This is a genomic window from Paenibacillus sp. MAHUQ-63, from assembly GCF_028765165.1.
Lineage (GTDB): Bacteria > Bacillota > Bacilli > Paenibacillales > NBRC-103111 > Paenibacillus_E.
In genome coordinates this window covers 1-25,293 of sequence record NZ_JARADB010000013.1, presented here as the reverse complement: position 1 = coordinate 25,293, position 25,293 = coordinate 1, and the positions used below count along the sequence as shown (strand labels likewise).

Sequence of the window (25,293 nt, the reverse complement as noted above, 5' to 3'; positions counted from 1 at the left end):
CCGGTGGAACAGCTTCGACTCCATGTCGCCGATTTAGTGCATCTGCTCCCTGAGCTTTCGCTGGTGGCCACCGCGATCATCCTATCTCTCTTGGATTTGATCCTGCCAAGCAGGTTAAGTCGTTCCATTATTGGATGGTTGACCTTGGTCGGCATTGTGATTTCCGCCGTATTCGTCGTGCTTCAATTGAATCCCGACGAAGCGGTTCAACTGCTGAACAACAGCTATCGGGTGGATGATTTCTCGAATCTGCTGAAATTGTTCACGCTGGCCGGCACCGGCTTCGTCGTACTGATGAGCTTAAGCTTCGTGAAGGAAGACGAAATCCCGCATGTCGGCGAATACTACTACTTCTATCTGCCTGCGGCGCTGGGCGCGATGGTGATGTCGTCATCCGGCGACCTCATCACGCTATATGTGGGATTAGAGCTGCTCAGCATTACCTCATATCTGCTCGTAGCGATGAAGAAGAAGGAAAGCAAGTCCAACGAAGGAGCCTTCAAATATTTGGTCATGGGCGGCGTTTCCTCCGCGATCATTCTATATGGCATGTCCTTCTTGTACGGCATGGTCGGATCGAGCAATCTCTCGCAGATTGGCGCTGCGCTCCCGTCACTCGTTGCGGCTTATGAGCCGCTGCTGTACGTCTCGTTCTTCCTGCTGCTGGCGGGCTTCGGCTTCAAAATCGCCGCCGCTCCGTTCCACAGCTGGGCACCGGATGTGTACCAAGGCGCACCGACGCCAGTGACGGCTTTCTTGGCCGTCGTTTCCAAAGGTGCGGGGTTCGCCATCCTATTCCGGGTATTCTACTTATTGTTCGGCTTTAGCTCCTTCGAAGATACGAAATTCCAGTCCGATGTGTTCCTTGCGATCTCCGTCATGGCTGCGATCGCGATGGTAACGGGTAATTTCATCGCGTTGAAGCAAACGAACATGAAAAGGCTGTTAGCGTACTCAGGTATCGCGAATGCGGGATATTTGCTGGTGCCGATCGGCACATACTTCTCAGGTACCCATTACGCGAACTTCTCTGAATTTATTTTCTATCTGATCGCGTACTTGTTTATGAACATCGGCGCGTTCGCCGTGCTGATGATTATCGAGCGTGCGGAAGGCCACACCGAGGCCAAAGGCTTCAGCGGCTTGTATTACCGGGCGCCATTCACAGCTGCCGCTATGGTGCTGATCGTGCTGTCCTTAGCCGGGATTCCCGTCTCCGGCGGATTCTTCGGAAAGCTCTACATCATTCTCGGCACGATGCAGACGCAGCAGTATTGGCTGGGCTCTCTGATGATCGCGACCAGCGTGGTCTCCCTCTATTACTACTTCGGCATCGTGCGCCAGATGTTCATGCGCAGCGATTATGAGTCTACCGAGGTGAAGGTGCCGGCAGGTCTTGGCATCACCGTCTGGTTATGCGCTCTGATTGGTATAGCGCTAGGCTTCGTGCCGCATCTGGTGCTCAAAGGAATCGAGTCCATATTCATGCTTACGAAAGATTTTCTGATGATGTAATTTTTAAGCTTTCCCCGGTTCCGGCTGGGGAGAGCTTTTTTGTTTTTCACCTGTTATTTCCCGGGAAAAGCCCCTCGCTTGCATACTTCTTTCACCCTCTGGTAATTGCGTCCAAATTAAACACAAAACCCACAATTCCATGTAAAATAGACTGAAGTGGAAAAGCCCCTAATTTATTTTCAAAAGTTCTGAACTTTTTGCGAAGAAAATCCGTTATATGTATCGAGAACACGGGTAATGTGGTATAGATAGAGAAGGTAAAACGACCAAGACCATTACGAGAAAAAAGGAACTGTGATTTTCATGAAATTCATTCGACACGTATGGCTCATTGTTCTGATGGCGCTCCTAATGGAACTTGCCGTGATGGTCACGAAAGCGGAAGCGGCTTTCCCGGTATCGACGGATCCCATGAGGGTCAAACAGACCTACTTGGATATGATCCATATCGATCAAGCATGGGCTGCTGCAGGAGATACCCGTGCACCTATTGTTGTGGCTGTGGTGGATACAGGCGTTGATTTGACACATCCTGATTTAGTAGGAAATTTGGTGGAGGGCGTGAACTTGCTTCAGCCTTCGAAGAAGCCAATTGACGATAATGGACATGGAACGAATGTCGCAGGCATCATCGCAGCGTCCATGAATAACGATAAAGGGATTGCCGGCATCGCGCCTATCGCGAAGATCATGCCGATCAAGGCGCTGGAGGCCGATGGCACTGGCGGCGAAGCGAAGCTCGGGGAAGGGATCAAGTACGCCGTAGATCACGGCGCGAAGATCGTCGTGCTTTCCTTGGGTTTGAATAAATATTCCGATTATATGCAGGGAATTGTTCAGTACGCGGAAGATCACAATGTGCTGTTGGTAGCGGCTGTCGGGAATGAAGGCACCAGTGTCAAATACCCTGCTGCGTACCCTACGGTGCTGGCCGTTGGCGGCGTTACGGCCGACAAACAAGCGGATTCCCGGTCGAATTACGGACCGGAGCTGGATTTGGTAGCCCCGTGGGATGTATATACGACGGCGCTCGGAGGCGGCTATCAGTATCAGGACGGCAGCTCGATGTCTGCGCCGCAGGTGGCCGGAGCAGCCGCATTGGTGTGGAGCAAGTACCCCGCCATGAGTGCGTACCAAGTGCGTTCGCAGCTTGAACAAACGGCGGAGAATTTGACTTCCGACGGTTGGGATTCCAGAACCGGTTACGGTCTTCTGAGAGTGGATTTGGCGCTGACACAGCCTTATAATGAAGATCGTTTCGAACCTAATGATCATCAGAATCAAGCAGCTAAGCTTCCCGTACATACTTCCGTGAAAGCGGCGCTTTCCTCGGGGCGGGATGAGGATTGGTATGTCATCGATGCCGCCTACGACGGCTATATCGAGTTCTGGCTGCAGAACACGGACGCTTCGGGCATTCGGGTACGTTTTGATTCCGGCGAGACGTTCGTATCGAACAGCTCATCGGACGCGAGCCAACCTTACCGGGTGAAAGTAACGAAAGGTCTTACGTATGTGCAGCTTCAGAGCGTAGACGCTGCCCGGCAGACCGGGATCAGTTATAGCTTGCGAACGAATTTTGCCATTTATACCGATCCGTTCGAAGATAATGACAAGCAGTACAAAGCATTTGCATTGCCTGAACGGAGTCAAACGATTCGCGGAACCTTTCATGCGAAAGGGGACATCGACTGGTTCGTCCTGTCATTGACGCACTCAGGAACGATGCGGTTGAAACTGTCCGTGGATACGGGGCGCATCGATCCGATGCTCCTTTTCCAGAAAGAAGGGGAGAAATCGATCACGCTCGATCAAGGCGGCGACGGCGGTATCGAGGTCAGCTCCCAAATGGACGTTTTCCCGGGCCAGTACTATATTCGTGTCAGCAATGTGAAAGACTATTCGGAGCCGATTACAGGCGAATATACGCTTGAGATTGATTACGATCCGAAGCTGATCGATCCTAACGAACCTAACGACAAGTCGTATCAAGCGACTTTCGCCGCAATGAATTCGGTGTATGAAGGTTTGTTTAACAACAATGAAGACTTCGATTGGTTCCAATTCCGGATGGCTAAGAACGGACTCGCGCAAGTACGTCTTACGAACATTCCGGCATCCCGGACCATGTATGCCACACTGTACGACAGCTCTATGAAGCAATTAGGCTATTACCGCAATGAATACGGAACGGAACAGCTATTCGTTGAGAAGACGCTGGATGCTGGCACTTATTATATTAAGCTTCAAGCCAGCCAATGGTTCATGAGTCAGATGTACCGTCTCAAGATCGGCAGTTATACGCTGATTAGCGGCTATGCCGATATTGAAGGGCATTGGGCGCAAGAGGCCATCAGCAAGCTAACGGATCAAGGCGTGATTGGCGGATACGGCAATTATCGCTTTGCTCCGAATCAACCGATTACGCGCGCTGAAGCGGCGACAGTGCTTACTCGAGCTTTGAAGCTGACCAAGCGCAAAGAACTGAAGTTCAGCGACATGGACGCTTCGCACTGGGCTTACGAATACGTAGCCAAAGCGCTGCAAGCGGATATCGTGTCCGGGTACCCGGGCGGCACCTTCGGACCTGACCGCACCCTGACCCGCATGGAAATGACGCAAATGCTTGCCCGCAGCATGAATATGACAGGGAAGAAGCGGGGCAACTCTCCTTTTAGCGATGTCGATGAGTCCTATTGGGGGGTTGGGATCTTGAAACAAATGTACGCGGACGGTTGGATTACCGGCTACGCGGACGGAACTTTCCAGCCCGACGGGCAGGCTTCGCGCGCCGAGTTCGTCTCGATGCTGGCGAAAGTCTTGAATCGGTAGAACCGAGAAGGAGTGACCTATGGGAGAAACGGACAAATGGAATGAAGCGGCGAAGTATGCTTCGGTCATGAATATGGTTGATATCGTTGTGTATATTATCTGCATCGGTTTGGCCTGGTGGGCGCTGCAGGCGTTCCGCTTCGATGTGCTGCTTAAGCAGCCGAAAGGTGCCCAAGCGATCATGCTGCAGATCCTGCTTGCGATCGGACTCGGGCAATTGGTAGCCAGCTTTTTCATTCAGTATTTGGGTCTCTCCATGGGCTTCGGCCGGATGTTTTAATTCCAAAACTCGAATAATGCATTAAAATGTTGTCAACAATGGATAGTAGAACGGATCGAAAATGAAGATCCTGTTCGAACTCTATGTAGATGTGCGCGAATGCCAAAAGAACACAGTTGTAACTATGTAGCTTGAGATGATAAACTTAGAAAATGTGTGAGACCTTGTAATTAAAATAAGTGCGCGGAGGGACCATGATGAGCAAAATTATCGTCCGCGGTGGCCGAAAGCTAGCTGGCAATGTGAAAATCAACGGAGCGAAAAATGCGGTTCTGCCGATTATTGCAGCTTCCATTCTGGGGTCGGAAGGTGAAAGCGTCATCCACGATGCGCCTCCCCTTGACGATGTACTAGTCATTAATAAAGTATTGCAAAGCTTAGGCATTCAAGTGGCCTATGACCGTCAAGTTATTCGTGTTTGTGCAGAAAGCATTGACACCTGTGAAGCATCCTACGATTTAGTCCGTAAAATGAGAGCCTCTTTCCTTGTGATGGGTCCGCTTCTCGCCAGACGGGGCCAAGCGAGAATTTCGCTGCCGGGCGGCTGTGCGATCGGTACGAGGCCAATTGATCAGCATCTCAAAGGCTTTGAAGCCATGGGCGCCGAGATCGAGCTTGGACAGGGGTATATTGAGGCCAGAGTGAAGGGGCGCCTGAAGGGTGCCAAAATTTATCTGGATGTCGCCAGCGTAGGCGCAACCGAGAATATTATGATGGCAGCCACGCTCGCGGAAGGCACGACCATCATCGAGAATGCCGCCAAAGAGCCGGAAATTGTCGATTTAGCGAACTATTTGAATGCCATGGGCGCCACGATTCGCGGCGCGGGCACAGGCGTTATTCGCATTGAAGGCGTAGAGAAACTTCGTGGGGCCGTACATACGGTAATACCGGATCGCGTAGAAGCAGGTACATATATGATCGCTGCGGCTATTACGGGCAGCGAGCTGTACATGGAAGGCGCTATTGGTGACCATCTTCGTCCCGTCATTTCCAAAATGCAAGAAATGGGCGTCGTCATCGAGGAAGATGAGAATGGCATTCGTGTGCGCGGAGGCGGAACGCTGCGTGCGGTTGACGTGAAGACGCTGCCGTACCCGGGCTTCCCGACCGATATGCAGTCGCAAATGATGGCGCTGCTGATGGTGGCGGACGGAACAAGTCTTGTCACGGAAACCGTGTTCGAGAACCGGTTCATGCACGTGGAGGAATTCGCGAACATGAACGCGCATATTAAAGTCGATGGCCGCACTGCTATTGTCAGCGGGAACGCCAAGCTGCAGGGCGCGAAAGTATGCGCGACCGACCTGCGTGCGGGAGCTGCGCTTATTTTGGCGGCGCTGGCAGCGGAAGGTGAAACCGAGATTACCGGGGTTCACCATATTGATCGCGGATATGTCGATATTACCGAGGTATTGCGCGGTTTGGGCGCCGATATTTGGCGGTCGGTTCCGCAGCAAGTGGAACAGGAAACGGCGGAGCTGGGATTCTTCAATATCCAGCCGACATTAGCATAGGATGAATAGAGAACCGTCGGAGGAATCCGGCGGTTTTTTTGTTGGGATAGATCATCCCACAACTCCTGCACGAAAGTGCGGTGGTACGAAACTATTTAGCCTGCAACGATGTCAAATACCGTTGCTACGTGGTGCGAGCGGCCGCAGTATGGATGGGAGCGGAAATGTGATGCGCTATTTTACTTCCAAACAGCTGTTTGGGTAGGGAAGGGGAAATAGGATACGTTATTTCACCGTTTTGCGCTATGATGTCAGCTTTCTTTGGCAAATAAGACATTGTATTTCCGCTTTGATGCCGATAATCGCTGATTTGATCCAAATAAGAGCTTGTATTTCCGTTTCACGATCCATAACCGTACCGGAAACGATAGGACTCCGGAAGGTATGCCCGGAGAAGACGCTCGAGGACCGCGGACCAAATATGCCCGGATCGTTTGAACTTTTTGCCAGCTGTTCTATTCCCGTTTCGACCATTGTATGTAGAATCCTATACTCAATAGACAAGCAAATTCATATAAATGTTGCATTGCTCCATGAAGAAATCCCCACTTAACCAGGCCTATCATCTAATCCCTATGTTGATTCCCCCCTTTGTTCTATTCTACCAACACCTCTCATAAGCTAAGTCATACCAAAATACCTGCTAGCAAACGCGCTTATGGAGGCTGCTGAGACGATGTTGAAGAAGAAACGTGTTCCTGGCCGCGGGGTCATCCTCTGGATGGCTGTTTGTTTATCTTCTATGCTTTGTGTCACCATTCTTGTTCCCGGATTGCTAGTCAAGAAGATTCCGGACGATGATGTCGTGCCCCCTGTCAGGGTGGCGGCGGATCAAGAGACGGTTGCGCAGCAAGGGTTGATGATTCCTGTTTATTTGACGAAGAAGTCGGTTGTCGAGAAGGTACCGCTGGAGCAGTATGTGCAAGGCGTCCTGGCTGCGGAAATGCCCGTCGAATTCGAGCTGGAGGCGCTCAAAGCGCAGGCGATGGCCGCCAGAACGTATGTGGTTCGCCGGGTGCTGGATAAGGATTACAGCAATATGCCTGTCGATGATGCGCTTGTCACCGATACGACCGCTCATCAAGCCTATCTCACGGATCAAGAGCTGAGAGAAAGATGGGGCTCAGGTACCTATGAAACGAATATGGCCAAAATCGCTAGAGCGGTGAATGAGACGAAAGATATGATTCTCACCTATGAGCATAAGCCTATTAATGCTACTTTTTTCTCGACAAGCAATGGATTTACCGAGAATTCAGAGGACTATTGGCCGTTCATGAGCCCTTATTTACGCAGTGTGCCCAGCCCCTGGGACGTAAAGCTCTCGTCGCGTTACAAAGAAACGGTAGATTTCACTTATAAAAGCCTACTGCAAAAGCTAGGGGTTACGAGCATTGCCACCACAGGGACTGGGGCGAAAAGCATGAAGGTACTGGAATGGTCGGCGGGACATCGCATCAAAAAGATGGCGATAGGCGGCAAGACCTTCACCGGCCGAGAGGTGAGAGAGAAGCTAGGCTTGGCTTCCTCGCAATTTGCTTGGACATGGTCCGGCTCCAAGATTACCTTTACGACGTACGGCTACGGCCACGGCGTGGGTCTCAGCCAATGGGGGGCTAATGGAATGGCCAAGGAGGGCAAGACGGCGGAGCAAATCGTCACCTACTACTACACGGGAATCTCTATCGAACGAGCGACGCCTTTTCTGCAAAAATCCTAATTTCACATGTTTCTATAAAAATATCTTTCTTCAAGTATAAAACCTTTAAATGTGTCAAGAATGGTTGATGAGGTGATAACCATGAATGATCAAAACAAAGGTTTTCAAAAAGAAGAAGCTCCTAAAACTGTTCAAGGAGCACAAGGTAGTCCATCCGCATGGAAGAAGTTGCTTGCTAAAAAATGGGTATTCCCAGCGACGTATGTGGCAGCAGCGGCAATTATCTTAACCTTAATGTGGGTGTACCAGGACGCAGGCACCAAATCAGTCAGCCAAGAAGATCTGGGCATTAAGGTTAGCAGCAACGATGAGCAAGCGCCGGACAATGCGAAAGACGGAGCGGTTGCCGTTAACGCTCAGGCAGAGACCATGCAATGGCCGGTAAAAGACAGAGCAGCTCTTGACGTTTCCGTACCTTTCTACGACACAAATGCAACCAATGAAGTGAAACAGGCGGCTATGATTCAGTATGGCGATCAATTGACGCCGCACACAGCCATCGATTTGAAAGCCAAAGATGGTTCCGCATTCGACGTATTGGCCGCTCTGAGCGGGAAAGTAACGGCAGTCGAGCAAAATCCGGTTGTCGGCAGCCTTGTCGAAATTACACACAGCAACGGTTTGATCTCCGTGTACCAAAGCTTGGCTGAAGTGAAAGTAACCAAAGGCGCTGAAGTGAAGAAGGGCGACGTCATCGCGAAAGCGGGACGCAACGAATTCGAGAAGGAAGACGGCGTGCACCTGCACTTCGAAGTTCGTCAAGCGGCCGACAATGCAGCGGTCAATCCGGAAACGATTTTGAACGCGAAACAGTAAGAGCCTACATAGATGGAGGGCAGCGGGTATATCCCGCTGCTTTTTTGTATTGCCTAGGCGTGATGCATCTCCTCGGCTTTGGCCCCGCGGCGAAGTGCGAAATAGCTCGTCCTTCCGAAATAAGACCGCAAAAGCCCTTATTTCCTGATTTTTTCGAAAATAAATATGGGAAATGGGCTTGTCAGGCTTGGTTACGTAGAATATCTAGTCATGCCCCTCATATACTTTACCAAACTATCTCGAGTAGGGAGGCGAGGGGATTGCACGATTACATCAAAGAGCGGACCATTAAGATTGGGACCTGTATCGTCGAGACCAAGAATACGGTTCGCACCATTGCGAAGGAATTCGGCGTTTCCAAGAGCACGGTGCATAAGGATCTAACGGAAAGACTTCCGGAAATCAACCCGGACCTGGCCAACCAGGTGAAGCACATTTTGGAGTATCACAAGTCCATCAGGCACCTTAGAGGAGGAGAAGCGACGAAAATCAAGTATCGGAAGACGCGTAACCCGAAGCATTCCGAAAACCTGGTCACTGTTAAATCCTGAATATACCTTCATCCCGGCGGTTTCCTATAACTGGACATGTCGAAATTTCACGGAAAAAGAGGAAATAATGCATTTGCAGCGAATTTAGCTTATAATTAGAACTATCTATAAGAGAGCCGGTTCTTCGCGGGATGGACGGTAGATTTAGGGAGGATTAACTTGAAATGTTCAGCAAGGATATAGGAATAGATCTCGGCACGGCAAATGTGCTCATTCATGTGAAAGGACGCGGCGTTGTGCTCGATGAGCCATCTGTAGTAGCGATTGAAAGCGATACGAAACGCGTGCTTGCTGTAGGAGAAGAAGCTTTCCGCATGGTCGGTAGAACTCCGGGCAACATCATCGCGATTCGCCCATTGAAAGATGGCGTTATCGCTGACTTTGATATTACGGAAATGATGTTAAAGCATTTTATTGCCAAAGTGGGGGGCAAGAACTGGTATTCGCATCCGCGCATCCTGATCTGCGCCCCTACCAACATCACCTCGGTCGAGCAGAAGGCGATCCGCGAAGCGGCTGAGCGCAGCGGCGCCCGGGAGGTATTCATGGAAGAGGAGCCGAAGGCGGCGGCAATTGGCGCCGGAATGGACATCTTCCAGCCTAGCGGCAACATGGTTGTAGATATTGGCGGAGGGACGACGGATGTGGCCGTGCTGTCCATGGGCGACATCGTCACCTCCTCCTCCATTAAGATCGCAGGCGACAAGTTCGACATCGCCATTACGAAGTATATCAAGAATAAGTACAAGCTGCTTATCGGTGAACGGACAAGCGAGGACATTAAGCTGAAGATCGGTACGGTATATCCACACGGCAGAGATCAGGAGATGGATATTCGCGGCAGAGATATGGTTTCCGGATTGCCTCTTACGATCACCATTCATTCCAGTGAAGTGCAAGAAGCGCTGTGGGATCCGGTTTCATCCATCGTGACAGCGGCGAAGAGCGTTCTGGAGCGCACACCGCCGGAATTATCCGCGGATATTATCGACCGCGGGGTCATTCTGACGGGCGGCGGCGCCTTGCTGCACGGTCTGGATCAATTGTTGGCGGACGAGCTGAAGGTTCCGGTGCTAATCGCGGAAGACCCGATGTCCTGTGTTGTGAAGGGCACAGGGATTATGCTCGATAACTTGGACAAGGTGTCCAAACGTAAAATCTGATCCGATATTAACCAAGAGGTGAACACATGTTAAGAGGACTGTATACCGCGGCGGCAGGCATGATCTCCGAGCAGCGCAGACACGATACGATTACGAATAATATTGCCAACATTAACTCCCCTGGTTTTAAGCAGGGCAATGCCTTGTCACGCTCGTTTCCGGAGATGCTGATTTCCACGATACGCGGTGGACAAGGTGCCTCGACGGCTCCCCTTGGGCGGATGAGTTTAGGCGTATTCTCGGAGGAGAGCATTTCCGTTCACGCGCAAGGCGACCTGCAGGAAACGCAAAATCCTTTCGATTTCGCCCTCGTCTCCAACATCCAAGTGCCGGGTATGACGTTTGACGCATCCGGCAAGTACGTGAACGGGGACGGCGAGCGCACGTTCCAGCCGCAAGCGTTGTTCACGGTGTTGAACGCCGAGGGAGAGCAGCGTTACTCCTTGAACGGTAAGTTTACCGTGGATACGACCGGACAGTTAGTGAATGCGAACGGCAACCAGGTACTGGGCCGCGATGGACAACCTCTGCTCCTTATTGACGGAGCGGGCCAGCCGATTCATTCCTTCAAGGTGACGGACAAGGGCGAGTTCCTTGATGCCAACGGCCTGCCGCTGCTGAATGCGGCCGGGCAGCCAATCGCGCTTATGCTCTCTCGCGCGGAGAATCCGAATTTGCTGCTGCGGGAAGGCAATGGCTTGCTGCGGATTAATCCGGGTGATGAAGCTACGGTGACGCAGGTGGCTGCAGGCGATCAAGTTGAAGTTCGCCAAGGCTTCATCGAGCGTTCCAACGTCGATTCTGCGCAATCGATGGTCGACATGATGTCGGCGCTGCGCGCTTATGAAGCGAACCAGAAAGTCATTCAATCTTACGACAAAAGTATGGATAAGGCCGCGAACGATGTAGGACGCGTCTAATCCGGCTGGCGAAGGGGCTAAACCATGAACAATTCCATGATCAACTCATCGGTATCCATGCACAGCTTACAGCAGAAGCTGGATATTCTATCCAATAACATAGCGAACGTCAATACGAACGGCTTCAAGAAGAAAGAAGCTTCATTCGAGGACGTTCTTACGAATGTGAAAGCCCAGCCGGAGGGCTTCCGACAGCAAGGCCGGTTCTCTCCGCTCGGCTTCAACCAAGGTTGGGGTTCCAAGCTCGTCCAGATCCAGACGAATCTCGCACAAGGGCCAATGCAGTCTACGGGCAACGTAACGGATTTCGCGATTCAGGGCGACGGATTGTTCGAAGTGATGATCAGCAAGCTGGATGCGAACGGCAATTCCGTGCTCCAGCCGGCATGGACACGCAACGGTGCTTTCGATTTATCGCCTGATGCGAATGGCGACACGGTGCTAACGACCAAAGGCGGACATCTCGTTACCGGTACCGACGGCAATCCGATCCGTATTCCTGCCGGGTTCCGACCTGTCGTTGAGCAGGATGGCTCCATTAAGGGATATAGCGAGCAGGATCCGAGCGCGGAGCCGCTTAATTTGGGCCAGATCAAGCTGGTGCGCGTTGTGCGTCCTCAGCTTCTGCAAGATGCGGGAGATAACCTTTATGCGCTTCCGGCGGGGATTACAGAAGCAGAGAAGGCGAATATTTTGCAGAACGTGAATCCGGGTCTGGATACATCGAATAATCGGGTTACTCTGATGCAAGGATATTTGGAGCAGTCGAACGTCACGCTGGCCGATGAAATGACGGATCTGGTGATGGTTCAGCGAGCGCTTCAATTGAATTCCCGCGCGATTACATCGTCCGATCAGATGATGAACATCGCCAACAACTTGCGCGCCTGATTGTAGAAAGGGAGGGATAGGGCTTCATGTCAGACAAGCCTGCTCCGAACAAGTCGGCTCCAAAGAAGAAGGCAACAAGGCCGAAATGGCAGAACATCATATGGCGTATTTTCAAAATCATTCGTATACCCGTTCTTTGCGTGCTGGCCATCTATATCGGATTATGGATCGGCTATACCAAGCTGGGTCATCAGCCGGCCGCGGAGATCTTCCATATCAGCACTTGGCGGCACTTATACGATTTGGTATTTGCGAATTAATTCAAACTCCCGCATTGGGAGTTTTATTTTTGTGTCTGCAAATGTATAATGAATGAAGGCTCTTTGTCAGATACCAGATATTAGGCGCAGGAGGGGTACTTTGAATATACCGAACATGCTCACCATCAGCAGGTTTGTTCTGATCCCTGTGTACCTCGTCATCTTTTTTGGCGGCCATATTCAGATTGCTTTCCTGATCTTATTGGCAGCGGGTCTTACCGATATCTTGGACGGATATATCGCCAGAACACGCGGTTTGATTACACCTGCTGGGGTTATGCTGGATCCTCTAGCGGATAAATGCATGATGATTGCGGTCATTCTGTCTCTGCTCATCACGGAGATGATTCCGTGGCAAGCGGCGGTTGCCATATTTATTCGGGATCTAGGCATGATCATAGGCTCGGCCTTCTTTCACTTCAGGGGCAAATTGACCGTTCCTGCCAATGTGATGGGGAAATTAACGACCGTACTGTATTATCTCGCTATTCTCTTCATCGTTTTCCATTTAGAATTCGCGATTACCTACTTGTGGTTTGTGATCGGCGTTTCCTTCTTAACTTCCTTCATCTATATTTTTCAATTCCTGTTGTTAAACCGGGGGGCCAAGTCCAAATAGAGTCAAATATAAAAAGAGCTTATACACCGGACTGTGCACAGTCCTAAGGATATAAGCTCCTCCTATATGAACCTTCACTTCTGCAGTTAATGAAGGGACACTTGTATTGTAAGTGATTACCTTGTATTTTATACAAGCAACTTGAAAGGAGCATGAATTACTATGCTAGATATCAACCAAATCCAGGAGATCATTCCACACCGTCCTCCTTTCCTGCTCGTCGACCGCATTCTGGAAGTAGAAGAAGGCGTAAGAGCGGTAGGTATCAAAAATGTAACGATCAACGAACCGTTTTTTGCGGGACATTTCCCAGGCTACCCGGTTATGCCGGGGGTTCTGATTATCGAAGCTTTGGCACAAGTCGGCGCTGTGGCCGTGCTCTCGATGCCGGAGTATAAAGGCAAGATCGGCTTGTTCGCCGGCGCAGACGGCATTCGGTGGCGCCAGCAGGTCGTGCCGGGCGATACGCTAACGTTAGAAATGACCATTACCCGGGTCAAAGGAACGATTGTCAAAGGACAAGCTGTAGCGAAGGTAGGCGAGAAAGTGGTAGTCGAAGGCGAGCTTATGTTCGCCCTTGCTAATAAATAACCCATAGATAAAAAGGAGATGAACCTGACAACTATGACGCGTGTACAAACTGAGTATGAATTATGGCTAAACGATCCAGCAGTGGATGCCGAAACAAAGAAGGAACTGCAAGCCATTCGGGAAGATGAGAAAGAAATTGAGGATCGCTTTTATAAAGATCTCGAATTTGGAACAGGTGGACTTCGCGGCGTGATTGGCGCTGGAACGAACCGAATCAATGTATACACCGTTGGACGCGCAAGCCAAGGATTGGCCCAATATGTGAATGGTACAGGGGTACCAAGCCCATCCATTGTCTTGGCTTACGATTCACGTCATATGTCGCCTGAGTTCGCTTTAGAAGCCGCCCTGGTCTTCGCAGGCAACGGTATCAAGGCTTATTTATTCCAGACGCTGCATGCAACGCCGCAGCTGTCATTCGCCGTGAGGTATTTGGGAGCAACAGCAGGTGTTGTTGTGACAGCCAGTCATAACCCGCCGGAATATAATGGATACAAAGTATATGGATCAGACGGCGGACAGCTTGTCCCTGAATTTGCGGAGCAAGTCATTGCGCAAGTGCAGAGCATCAATTCCTTCGATAAAGTGAAGAAGCTGAGCCGGCAGGAAGCCGAAGCGCAAGGTCTTCTTGTTTGGCTGGGCGAAGATGTTGATCAAGCCTACATACAAGCTGTATCCGCGATCAGCCAGAATCCGGACGTAATTAAGGAAATTAACGATGATTTCCGTATCGTCTTCACACCGCTGCACGGAGCGGGTAACATCCCGGTAAGGGAAGTACTGAAAGCCGTAGGCTTCGAACAAGTTCGCGTCGTTGCCGAACAGGAGCAGCCGGATGCGCAGTTCTCGACCGTGAAGTCGCCGAATCCGGAGGAGCGGGAAGCCTTCACGCTGGCGATCGCCCAGGCGAAGGCGTGGGATGCCGATATCATTATCGGAACCGATCCGGATGCAGACCGCATGGGTGCGGTGGTCAAAGATTCGAACGGTGAGTATTTCGTTCTGACCGGCAACCAGTCCGGGGCTATTATTGTTAATTATCTTTTATCTTCTTTGAAAGAACGCGGGAAATTGCCGGAGAACGGCGTAGTTGTCAAAACGATCGTCACGAGCGAGATGGGTGCGGTCATCGCTGGGCATTATGGTATCCCTACATTAAATACTTTGACCGGCTTCAAATATATCGGGGAGAAAATGTCCCAATTCGACAAGACGGGAGAGCACACTTTCCTGTTCGGGTACGAGGAAAGCTACGGTTATTTGGCAGGCGACTATGCCCGTGACAAGGATGCGGTTATCGCTGCCATGCTGATTGCTGAAGCGGCTGCTTACTATAAGAAGCAAGGCAAGACTTTATATGAAGTGCTGCAAGGGCTGTACGAATCCTTTGGCTACTTTTTGGAAAAGCTTGAATCAAGGACGCTCAAAGGGAAAGATGGCGTGGAACAAATTGGACGCATGATGGAAGCTTGGAGAACCAACCCTCCGGCCGAAATCGGCGGCACGCGCGTAACCGAAATGGAAGACTACGCCAAGGGCGTGAATGGCCTTCCGCTCGAGAATGTGCTGAAGTTCAAGCTGGAGGACGGCTCTTGGTTCTGCTTACGCCCGTCCGGAACAGAGCCGAAGATCAAGTTCTATTTCGCGGTGAAAGGGTCGAGCGCTGCAGAGGCCTCGAACCAAATGGAACGCAACGTTCGGTACGTACTTAGCCGTGTAGACGGATAATGAAATAGGATCACTGGAACCTCTTCAGAACCTAAGTCAGGGATAGGTCGTCTAATGAATAGATGGAAACAATCCGCATTCATTTGGCCTGCTTGCCCGAGAGAAGGTGCTGGAGGGGTTTTCGAGTGTGTATGGGTGTAGGGAGGATGTAGGGCCCAGGGCCTGAATGTGCAACAGGAAAGTAAATGCTCTAAGGAGTGGACAATTGGTGAATTGGTATAAAACTTGGAATAACCCGCTCAAAAACGTGCTGTGGTGGCTCGTCATTATCGGCATGTTGGGTTCTCTGCCGCTGGCGTTTACCCGCAACCAAACTGAGACATCGACCAAGAACGTGGAATTCGTTTTCGATTACCGCGACTTGTTAGATATTTCTGATGTGCAGACGAATCCCCAGAGCTTCGTCACGGAGCAGCTCAAAAATATGAAGGCTGCGGGCATTGGCTCGATGGCAGTCTATGAGAGCACGCTGGCTGAATTCAAAGAAAGCCGGCATATTGAAATGTTCAACTCCCGGGACGCTGCAGCTCTCATGCAAACCTTCGGCGACCCGAACGAGAATTACACGTACGTATTGTTTAAGGATAGCGCGACGCAGCAAAAGCTGGAGCCGCTCATCCGGAAATCGTTCTCCGATCTGAACGTCGGCCTGAAGCCGTGGAGCTTCAAGAACCGCAACGGACTCATCATCCAAATGAGTATGGACGAAGCTTCGATTAAGGGGATGGACCCGGATCCGATTGCGCTGCAAATGCTGAAGGAGCAAGGGTTCCAAATCGTTATCCGCCTGTCGAACCGCCGTCCGTTCGTCACGAACGAGATGGATAAGTTCTTGAAGTCGATGTACGATCTCGGCGTCAGACGCATCATCGTGGACGGCAACGAGGTTCCAGGCTATACAGAAGAGGACACGGAAGTTAATCTGAACAAAATGGCGGATCTCCTCAACAAGAACGGTATCGGCTTGGCCGCTATCGAACTGCTGAAGGAACCGCAGAAAGGGTTCAGCACCTTAGCGAAGCAAACGAATTACAATGTCGTCCGCCTGCACTCCTTCACAGAGAAAGACGGTGAGAAATTAACCGAACCGCTGAAGAAAGCGGAGCTGGAAGACCGCATCCAGGGCGTTGCGGACCGTTTCGTGCTAGCGGTGAAGGACCGGAATATCCGGATGGTGTTTCTAAACGCGAAGCCGGTGAAGAGCTTGGATAAAGGCAAGCTGGTAGATCCGCTCTCCGCTTACTATGAGAGCTTGCAAGGCAAGGACGGAGCGATACCGCGCATTCAGAAGGCCGGATTCACATTGGGCTCGGCAAAGCCGTTCGAAGTGGAAACGACGGGTTGGCAGAAAGCGGCCAGCGCGTTCATGCTGATTGGCGGTCTTAGCTTGATCGTGCTTATGATCTCCTTCTTCATTCCCGAAGCTACACTCATATTCTTCGTGCTTGGCTTACTGGGACTAGTAGCGATCCATACGTTGTCGGCGAATCTGTATGCGCAGGGTCTCGCCTTAGGTGCTGCAATCTCCGCACCGAGCATCGCGATTATGATGGCGATCCGTACTGTTCGTTCCGGAGCCGCGGCGAAGTGGAGGTCGGGTATTGCCTTCGCGCTCTGGACCCTGATCAAAACCTCGGCGATATCGCTGATCGGGGTCGTCTATGAAGTAGCGCTTCTCAACCACGTTACGTATTTGCTCGTTCTGCAGCAGTTCCGCGGCGTAGGCGTGCTGCATTTGCTGCCGATCGCGATTGCAGGCATCTACCTGCTGTTCTTTAGCGAAAACAATACGTATAGAGATAAAATCACGCAAATCCGCCGTATCCTGAATTCGTTCATTAGCGTTCTGTGGGTTGTCATTGCAGGCATCGGCCTGGCGGCGATCTTCTATTACTTGTCCCGTACAGGCAATGAAGGACAGGCCTCCACGGTAGAGAAGCTGTTCCGCTCGTTCCTAGAGAACACGCTGGGCGTGCGTCCGCGGACGAAAGAGTTCCTGGTCGCTCATCCGCTGTTCTTCCTAGGCGCCTATCTGGCGGTGCGTTATAAGCATGCCGTGTACTTGATTTTCATCGGTGTTATCGGACAACTGTCCATCGTTGACACGTTCGCGCACTTGCATACACCGCTTCATATCTCATTGATCCGTATCTCCTATGGGATCTTCTTCGGCGCCATCATCGGCCTGATTCTGATTGCAGCATGGGAAATTATCACAAGGAGTTGGAAACGTTGGGTGCCAGAGTTGTCAAAATAGCGCTATCCGGCTACTACGGCTTCGATAATAGCGGAGATGAAGCTGTGCTTCAGTCGATCCTGTTCGCATTGCAGGAGCAGGGGCGGGAGCAGGGCTTACAGATCGAGCCGATCGTGCTGTCGGCCGATCCGGAGAAAACATCGGCGATGTACGGCGTTAAGGCTTACCATCGCATGAAGCCCGGCGCGCTTCTTCGCGCGCTGCGGGAAGCGGACGGCCTCATCAGCGGCGGCGGCAGCTTATTGCAGGATGCGACCAGCTCGAAGACCATCCCTTATTACTTGGCTGTACTGAAGATCGCCCAGTGGCTCGGCAAGCCCACTTTCATCTATTCGCAGGGCATCGGCCCGGTGAACCGCCGGATGTTCGACGGCTGGATCCGCAGCGTGTTCAAGCGCTGCGCCTATGTATCCGTCCGCGACACGGAGTCCGCGGAGCTGCTGGCCTCGATGCGCCTCCCGCGGGAGCGCATCACGGTCGTGCCCGACCCGGTCATGGGCCTGCCGCTGCGCGGCGGGGCTGGAGCTCACGGGTCGGCGGAGGGTGTGCGGACGGTCGGCGTGTCCGTCCGCTTCTGGAACGAGGACCGCTCGGAGCTGGAAGCTCTCTCGCGGTCCTTGGCAAAGCTGCTCGCAGCCGACACCGGTGTGCGGCTGCGGTTCTTGCCCTTCCACCTCCCGTCGGATGAGGTGGCCTCGCAGTACGTGATCGATCGGCTTGGCGATCACGGAGGGCGGGTGGAGATGGTGCCGGGCATCGTCCATCCGCAGGATATGCTCGCGCAGGTCGCGGCGTGCGACCTGCTGATCGGGATGAGGCTGCATTCCTTGATTTATGCAGCCTCGCAGTATGTGCCTATGGTGGGCATCTCGTACGATCCGAAGATCGACCAGTTCCTCCATAGGCTTGGCATGAAGGCCGCGGCATCGACCGTGAGCTTCGATGCCGACGCCCTTGCCCAGGAGGCGCTGGGCCTCCTGAACGGCTCCAGCGCTTGGGCGGCGTCCAAGCGAGCCGCGATTGAGGAGCTTAAGGCGCAGGCTCAGCTGCCTGCGAATCGGATCGTATCATTTTACAGAAAATAAAAAGCAACCAAAATTCGTTTTCCAACGTCATTTAAAGGAAGAGATATTATGAGCTCAACGACAACAACGACTCGTTCTGAGGCTGTACCGGCCCAAGCTGTGCCCAAAGTGCGCATTTATGGCGTGCCTGTTTCCAAGCTGAGCATGCGCGATACGGTCGCCTATCTGACGAAGGCTATTGAACAGAGACAGCCTCATCAAATCATCACCGCCAACCCCATTATGGTTATGGCTGCGCTGGATGATCCCGCTTATATGAGCATGATGCAGCGCGCGGAGCTTATCGTGCCTGACGGTACAGGCGTGGTCTGGGCCGCGGGTTATGTCGGCGAACCGGTTGCCGAGCGGGTGCCTGGCTACGATTTGCTGCATGAGCTGATGAAAGTCGGCGAACCGAAGGGCTGGAAGGTTTATCTGTTAGGAGCGTCCAACGAAGTGATTCAAGCGGCAGCCGATCGAATTCGTACGGCATATCCGGGAATTCAACTCGTAGGTGTGCGCGACGGTTATTTCACCGACGAACAGGACGCCGAGGTCATTCAATCCATCGTGGATGCGGCGCCGGATCTCCTCTTCGTAGGGCGAGCGGCGGCGAATCAGGAGCCTTGGATCGGCAAGTATAAGGATCAGCTAGGCGTTCCCGTTATGATGGGGGTTGGGGGAAGTTTTGATGTACTTTCGGGCAAACTAAAGAGGGCACCTGTTTTATTCCAAAAACTGCGTCTTGAATGGTTCTACCGCCTGTTACAGGAGCCGTGGAGATACAAGAGAATGCTGTTACTCCCCAAATTCGCGATGAAAGTGATGCGCGACAAAGAGAAAGTCACAAAACCGTGAAAATTTTTATGAAAACTGGCTGAAAACGGTCATTTCAGACAAATTTAGCAGTAGTATTTGTGAACAAATGGGAGTATAATTCTCTTCGGCGGATCACCTGCCACCAAGACAAGAGGAGCTGTGAAGAAGACATGTATGGATTATATGCGATTGGGTTCATCGCCGCTTGCGTTATCGCAGTGCTGCTGACACCCCTGGTCAAAAAATTTGCCTTCTGGGTAGGAGCTGTAGATGCCCCGAATCATCGAAAAGTGCATACCCGCATTATGCCGCGTCTTGGAGGCTTAGCCATTTTCCTTGCATTCGTCGGGGCGTATTTCGTCATCTCTCCAGCACTTGATGCTATTAACTCCAATGCAGCCTATGGTTTGCTGCTTGGCGGGCTGGTCATTGTCATCACGGGGGCCCTGGATGATCGGTTTCAACTTTCTCCCAAATGGAAGCTGCTCGGACAGCTTATTGCGGCGTGCATCGTCGTTTCCTTTGGACTCAAGATCGATCTCGTGAACATACCATTCGGAGAGACGAACCTGCCGATCGGCTGGTTAAGTATTCCGATTACGATATTGTGGATCGTTGGCGTATCCAATGCCATTAACCTGATTGACGGGCTTGACGGTCTGTCCGCGGGCGTATCCGGTATTGCGACCACTACGATTCTTATTCTAGCGCTTATGATGAACAATGTAACTGTTGTTTTACTGGCTGTGATTTTGCTAGGAAGCATCGTTGGCTTCATGTTCTACAACTTCCATCCGGCCAAAATTTTCATGGGCGACTCGGGGGCATTGTTCCTGGGCTTCGCATTGGCAACACTTTCGATCCTCGGCTTCAAGCAAGCCGCCGTTGTATCTCTGCTCATTCCGATTATGATTCTTGGCGTGCCGTTATCCGATACCTTCTTCGCGATTATGCGCCGCTATGTGAATAAATTGCCGATCTCGGCACCGGACAAAAGCCATCTGCACCACTGCTTGCTGCAGCTCGGCTTCTCCCATCGTACAAGCGTGCTGATCATTTATGGAATTGCCGCTGTCTTCGGCGGCAGCGCGGTCGTCTGCTCGGTCTTCATCTCGCAAGACTCGACCTGGGGATTGATTATGATCATCGTCGCCCTATTCCTCGTCATGCTCGTGGGAGCAGAGGCTATTGGGATCATCAGCAAGAGCCGTAAGCCGGTCTTGAACTTCTTGCAGAGGCTTGTCCGCAAGCCTGTACAGAGCGACCGGATGGGTAAATAATATTTATATGCACTTATGATATAGTCATTTCATTGACGAAATCCAACCTTCGGGTTGGATTTTTTATTTTTTGCCATTTTGTGAATTTATTTTCTTTCCCTAAACATTTGACGGCTTTCGACCGATAAGTATGGTACGAGAACTTTTGGCCTTTTGCCGCGTCTAACCATGTAGAAGTTTAGCAGGATTTGGGAGGAGATGTCGAAAGGCTGCGTTTAGAAGATGAAGGAAGAATGGCTGATAACATGACATAAGGAGGAACTAGCTTTGAAGACCAAGCAAAGAAACAAGTGGATCAGCATTAGCCTTATGGTTGCTATGCTGTTGGCTTTGTTACCGCCACTTACGGCTTCGGCCGCGCCCGTTATCAATATTACGAATTACTACGTACATACGGATCCGAATGATACGACTGTCGTACAGGACCCCGTTGCATTCTCGGATGCGGCAGTTCCAAGAATTACGGCAAACCCAATTACGCTTAGTGCTGATATTGGCGGAATTTCCGACGATCAGATTACGAACATTTTCTATGAAATTAAAAATATGAATACCGGGGTCACGACGCCGAACAAAACGAATCGTGCGATTAAGAACCCTAACAACAGCAACCAAATCACGTTTGAAAATATTCAATTAACCGAAGGCTTGAACAAAATCATCGTGAAATATGGAAGCACGTCGACGGTTGATTCCAAGCCGGCTTGGGTTTATTTCACACCGGTTTCCAACATCACGAACTTGAAGATCAATGACGTTGATTTCCAAGATGGCGGCATGTACCCAGCTACGGGCCCTTATACGAATCTTACAATTACGGGTAATTCCAATAATGCTTATCAAATAGACGCAACTGTCTCTGGAACAACCTATGAAGCAACCAATTTCTCCGGTGGTATCTTTACTTTTCTGATGAATACCGGCAGAGCTTCGGACTTGACGCTGGCACCGGGTGACAACCAAGTTACCTTTGTAGCGAAGAACCCGACAAACTATTATACGACAACGAGAAATTTCATTTATAATAATGGTCTTGGCTTCGCGTTTAACGGTAAAGTCCGTTTTAAAGAGGCGGCGGGGAATACGGATAAAGCCCTGGTGACTGTTCCTAGCTTAGAGAGCAATACGGATAACAACATTGTATTCACAGCAGATTTGAAGAATAGTAAAGGGAATATTACGCCTGGGAGCCCAGACTATTTGTATGCCGATATCAGCGTTGCGGGTAGCGGTACAACATTGCGCTATACCTTCGCGGACAGTTCTGTGTCGACGCCTTTCGGTGGAAATTTGAATCTGAATACAGTCGTTACTACACCAACTCCTCCTAGTCTGGCGGTTCCCGCAACTGTGACAGGGGGGACGGGATATGACGTGCATCACATTTCAGCTATTCTTCCGTTAAGCGGTACGTCTACCTCTCAAGAAATTAATGTAAAGTTCGTATCCAGCCTTGGCGGCGAATATACGACGAAATACTCTTTCAATTATGTGAATCCTGATCTGCCTTATATCGATTATACAGCACAGTATTTCGCTCCAGCCGCTGGTACAGGCTTCGAAGTCAAGCTTACTGAACAAGGCACGAATCAAATTAACGAGTTTCCTGCCAAGCTTAGATTCCACGTTAATGGGAATGCGAATAAAGTTAAAGTGACTATCCCTGGCTTTGCCGATAATGGAGATGTAGCAGTCACTGCAGGAGTTGCAGAGATTGATCTTCACGATATTCCGGATGGGGCTACGAAGATGACGCTCGTTCCATGGAATACGACAACAGGTTATAATATGGCAGGTTCCAAAGTGTATCTGCTGAATATTTCGAGTGCGCCATATGTTATCGTAAACAGTCTTTATAACGGTAAGGTAGTCAGCAACCCAGCCCAAATTACTTGTGCCAGCGGCGCTGCTCCTTGTATCACAGGTAAAATCGTTAACATGCCGGCAACCGGGTATGACGATGTAGAAGTATCCGTAAATGATACGAATATTGCATTAGGTACGTCGATCAACAAAATAGATGGCACGTTCAATATCCCATCTACCGCTTTCAATACGCTATTTGATGCCGATGGTAAGAAAACCATTAAGTTTTCGCTTTATTTAAGACCAGGTGGCGTCAAAACACTTGTTACACAAACCATTTATGAAATCTTTGTATTGAGTGATTTTGCCCCGATGGTTGAAGAGTTGGCTCTTGATCCAGCTGTAACGCCTTTCACCGCTAGCTCAATACCTGGCGCATTTTTGACGACATCTAATAAGCTCCAGTTAACCGGTACGGTGTTGAACGCCAAATTGAACTCTTCTGACCCGACATCGTCAGCTGTTCTATATGTAAGAAGCGTTCCTAATGGTTCTGCGCTTACAGTTGGTTCCACACCGCAGTTAGCTCAGCTGTCTCAAGTCGTAAATCCGTTAGACGGGAACCAAATTACTACGAAGTTCAATTTGACAACAGCTTTGAATCTGGATGCGTATGGTGATTACGTATTGGAGTTAGTGGCTAAGAATAAAACGGGCCGCACTACTAGCAAAATGATCACTGTTACGAAACAGCCGGTAGACTATCTACTTCTTCAACCAACGAATTTTGTTAAAAATGCGGATAAAATCGATCAAGCCAACGTCAATACGAACTACCAAACAGTAGTCATTCAAGCTGACGGTGCGGATTCGATTATTTACAACAAGACAGAAGCAAAATTGACTTCTCCGGGCGTTTTCCGTTTGGATGTACCGAACTTGAAAGCCGGCAAAAACACGGTAACGTTCGAAGTGATTCGAGGCAGTGCCAAATCGAAAGGCACATTCATTCTCAATAATTTGAATACGCCTATCGAAGGTGCGCAGTACCGCACGACTCTTGCAGCCAAGATGAGCTTATTCGATGGGGATCTCTCGCTGACGTTCCCGAAGGATACGAAGTTGATGAGAAATGACCGCACACAAACGGAACAGTTCATTACTTCCGATCGTAAATTAGTATTTGGTATCGCCAACCAGGATGATGGCCGCGTTGACAAGGCTTCCGAGACGCAAGCCGGTTCCCGTTTCCTGCAAGAGCCGACAGGACGTTTCCGACCAGCCAGCAAGTTGTTCTGGATTGATGGCGGATCCATTGACGTTAGTGCATCCAGTACCAATGACACATTGAAAGAAGCATTGCAAGGCAGTGGGAATCTCCCTTCACCGACAATTCCCGGTCCAGGTGAGGTTGCGTTCTACTCCCGGTACATTAAGAATCTAGTTGTACCTACTGAGCGTGGAACACTTACCATTAAGTATGATGAAGAAATCCGTAATGATTCTTGGAAGTACCTTACCGTTTATCAGTTTGGTACATTCTTAGATCCAAGCGGTACGGGTAACCAATATGTGGGCTGGAAAAACATCGGTGGTGTTGTAGACCCGAAAACGCACACGATCAAAGTACCTGTAGAAAATTTCGGTTACTTCCAAGTGATGTATATGGATAACAGCTTCAATGATGTAACGAACCATGATTGGGCGAGAGATTACCTGGATATTCTGTACTCCAAAGGGATCATGAACAACAAAACACCGGCTCAGTTCTTACCGAACGATGCGATTACGCGCGGCGAATTCGTAACAATGCTCGTGAATATTTTCAATATTCCGTTAGTAAATGAGGATACGACGTACCATACGAATGATCCGACGAATCCTAATTTCCAAGGTACATTCGCCGATGTACGAAGAGGTTTGGGATTACCGAACAGCAGTAGTTTGTATGACTTCATGCATATCGAAGCAGGAGCGCGTGCTGGTATCGTTAGGGGTAATTCCAATGGTCTGTTCCTTCCTACGAGTTCTATCAGCCGTGCAGATGCAGCTGTTATGATTGAGAGAGCAGCAAACATGAAAACTAGCACGGATATGGCGAAATCGTTAACGAACCTGAAAAAGCAATTCACAGATGCAGGTGATATCGATACGTATGCATTGGCATCAGTTGAAGCAGTTATTAAGGCAGGATTAATGGATGGCATTGAGAATGCACCTGTACAAGGGCAGAAGAAGCCAACCTACAGCTTTGATCCAAAAGGAAATATGACTAGAGCTCAGGCTGCAGCTATTGCTAATCGCGTGCTGAAACAGCAAAAGAAAATTCCATAAGACTTAAATGAATGAAGACTGTATCCGAATCTATCGGATGCAGTCTTTTTCTTATTCTTGCGAATTGGAAATTTCTTATCAATGAAATAATGTATACACTCACGTATACTTAGTCATGTAGACGAGGTGATAGACGCGTAGCTACACGGATCATCTAGCAAGATGGTTCGAATGTCGTCCCGTTGGTTATAAGTTTTTATAACAAAAAACTTAAAATATTAGGAGGAAACAAACCTTTATGAAGAAAACTCTTTCCGTAGTGCTGACATCTGCTATGGCTCTTTCTATGTTTTCATCTTTAGCCTTTGCTGCGAAATCTTCTGCAGATTT

The 25,293-nt window shown here is 50.3% G+C and carries 19 protein-coding genes; all 19 read left to right on the top strand.

The window, feature by feature from the left end; translation table 11 throughout:
* The first annotated feature begins 3 nt into the window (after nucleotides 1–3).
* Complete coding sequence (locus tag PUT07_RS33220; RefSeq protein WP_274473092.1) at nucleotides 4–1,515, top strand: NADH-quinone oxidoreductase subunit N; 1,512 nt, start codon at nucleotides 4–6, stop codon at nucleotides 1,513–1,515.
* Between the two features lie 303 nt (nucleotides 1,516–1,818).
* Nucleotides 1,819–4,347, top strand: coding sequence for a S8 family peptidase (locus PUT07_RS33215; RefSeq protein ID WP_274473091.1), 2,529 nt, complete (start codon nucleotides 1,819–1,821; stop codon nucleotides 4,345–4,347).
* A 19-nt stretch (nucleotides 4,348–4,366) separates the two neighbouring features.
* Nucleotides 4,367–4,627, top strand: coding sequence for a DUF1146 family protein (locus PUT07_RS33210; protein ID WP_274473090.1), 261 nt, complete (start codon nucleotides 4,367–4,369; stop codon nucleotides 4,625–4,627).
* Nucleotides 4,628–4,824: 197 nt separating this feature from the next.
* Nucleotides 4,825–6,144: a UDP-N-acetylglucosamine 1-carboxyvinyltransferase gene (gene murA / locus PUT07_RS33205; RefSeq protein WP_274473155.1), complete on the top strand. Its 1,320-nt coding sequence runs from the start codon at nucleotides 4,825–4,827 to the stop codon at nucleotides 6,142–6,144.
* Nucleotides 6,145–6,820: 676 nt separating this feature from the next.
* Nucleotides 6,821–7,864, top strand: coding sequence for a stage II sporulation protein D (gene spoIID / locus PUT07_RS33200; RefSeq protein ID WP_274473089.1), 1,044 nt, complete (start codon nucleotides 6,821–6,823; stop codon nucleotides 7,862–7,864).
* A gap of 81 nt (nucleotides 7,865–7,945) precedes the next feature.
* Nucleotides 7,946–8,680, top strand: coding sequence for a M23 family metallopeptidase (locus PUT07_RS33195; RefSeq protein WP_274473088.1), 735 nt, complete (start codon nucleotides 7,946–7,948; stop codon nucleotides 8,678–8,680).
* Nucleotides 8,681–8,940: 260 nt separating this feature from the next.
* Nucleotides 8,941–9,231 carry a sporulation transcriptional regulator SpoIIID gene (spoIIID, locus tag PUT07_RS33190; RefSeq protein ID WP_029195640.1) on the top strand — a complete coding sequence of 97 codons (291 nt, stop codon included), beginning with the start codon at nucleotides 8,941–8,943 and terminating at the stop codon, nucleotides 9,229–9,231.
* Nucleotides 9,232–9,395: 164 nt separating this feature from the next.
* Nucleotides 9,396–10,394, top strand: coding sequence for a rod shape-determining protein (locus PUT07_RS33185; RefSeq protein WP_274473087.1), 999 nt, complete (start codon nucleotides 9,396–9,398; stop codon nucleotides 10,392–10,394).
* Nucleotides 10,395–10,420: 26 nt separating this feature from the next.
* Nucleotides 10,421–11,314 carry a flagellar hook-basal body protein gene (locus tag PUT07_RS33180; protein ID WP_274473086.1) on the top strand — a complete coding sequence of 298 codons (894 nt, stop codon included), beginning with the start codon at nucleotides 10,421–10,423 and terminating at the stop codon, nucleotides 11,312–11,314.
* Nucleotides 11,315–11,338: 24 nt separating this feature from the next.
* On the top strand, nucleotides 11,339–12,205 hold the full coding sequence (locus PUT07_RS33175) for a flagellar hook-basal body protein (protein WP_274473085.1): 867 nt from the start codon (nucleotides 11,339–11,341) through the stop codon (nucleotides 12,203–12,205).
* 26 nt (nucleotides 12,206–12,231) lie between these two features.
* The gene (locus PUT07_RS33170; protein ID WP_274473084.1) at nucleotides 12,232–12,465 is read left to right on the top strand and encodes a DNA-directed RNA polymerase subunit beta; all 234 of its coding nucleotides are present in this window, start codon (nucleotides 12,232–12,234) and stop codon (nucleotides 12,463–12,465) included.
* A 100-nt stretch (nucleotides 12,466–12,565) separates the two neighbouring features.
* Nucleotides 12,566–13,084, top strand: coding sequence for a CDP-alcohol phosphatidyltransferase family protein (locus PUT07_RS33165; protein WP_274473083.1), 519 nt, complete (start codon nucleotides 12,566–12,568; stop codon nucleotides 13,082–13,084).
* A gap of 162 nt (nucleotides 13,085–13,246) precedes the next feature.
* Entirely contained in the window at nucleotides 13,247–13,675 is a 429-nt protein-coding gene (gene fabZ, locus PUT07_RS33160) for a 3-hydroxyacyl-ACP dehydratase FabZ (RefSeq protein WP_274473082.1), read from the top strand.
* 24 nt (nucleotides 13,676–13,699) lie between these two features.
* On the top strand, nucleotides 13,700–15,403 hold the full coding sequence (locus PUT07_RS33155; protein ID WP_379241249.1) for a phospho-sugar mutase: 1,704 nt from the start codon (nucleotides 13,700–13,702) through the stop codon (nucleotides 15,401–15,403).
* A gap of 208 nt (nucleotides 15,404–15,611) precedes the next feature.
* On the top strand, nucleotides 15,612–17,660 hold the full coding sequence (locus tag PUT07_RS33150; RefSeq protein ID WP_310192011.1) for a DUF5693 family protein: 2,049 nt from the start codon (nucleotides 15,612–15,614) through the stop codon (nucleotides 17,658–17,660).
* Entirely contained in the window at nucleotides 17,636–18,745 is a 1,110-nt protein-coding gene (gene csaB / locus PUT07_RS33145) for a polysaccharide pyruvyl transferase CsaB (RefSeq protein WP_274473079.1), read from the top strand. Before PUT07_RS33150 ends, csaB begins: the two co-directional genes overlap by 25 nt.
* A 48-nt stretch (nucleotides 18,746–18,793) precedes the next feature.
* Nucleotides 18,794–19,582, top strand: a complete 789-nt coding sequence (locus PUT07_RS33140) for a WecB/TagA/CpsF family glycosyltransferase (RefSeq protein WP_274473076.1) — start codon at nucleotides 18,794–18,796, stop codon at nucleotides 19,580–19,582.
* Nucleotides 19,583–19,713: 131 nt separating this feature from the next.
* Nucleotides 19,714–20,823, top strand: a complete 1,110-nt coding sequence (locus PUT07_RS33135) for a glycosyltransferase family 4 protein (protein ID WP_274473075.1) — start codon at nucleotides 19,714–19,716, stop codon at nucleotides 20,821–20,823.
* 267 nt (nucleotides 20,824–21,090) lie between these two features.
* Nucleotides 21,091–24,963, top strand: coding sequence for an S-layer homology domain-containing protein (locus tag PUT07_RS33130; protein ID WP_274473074.1), 3,873 nt, complete (start codon nucleotides 21,091–21,093; stop codon nucleotides 24,961–24,963).
* The last annotated feature ends 330 nt before the right edge of the window (nucleotides 24,964–25,293 follow it).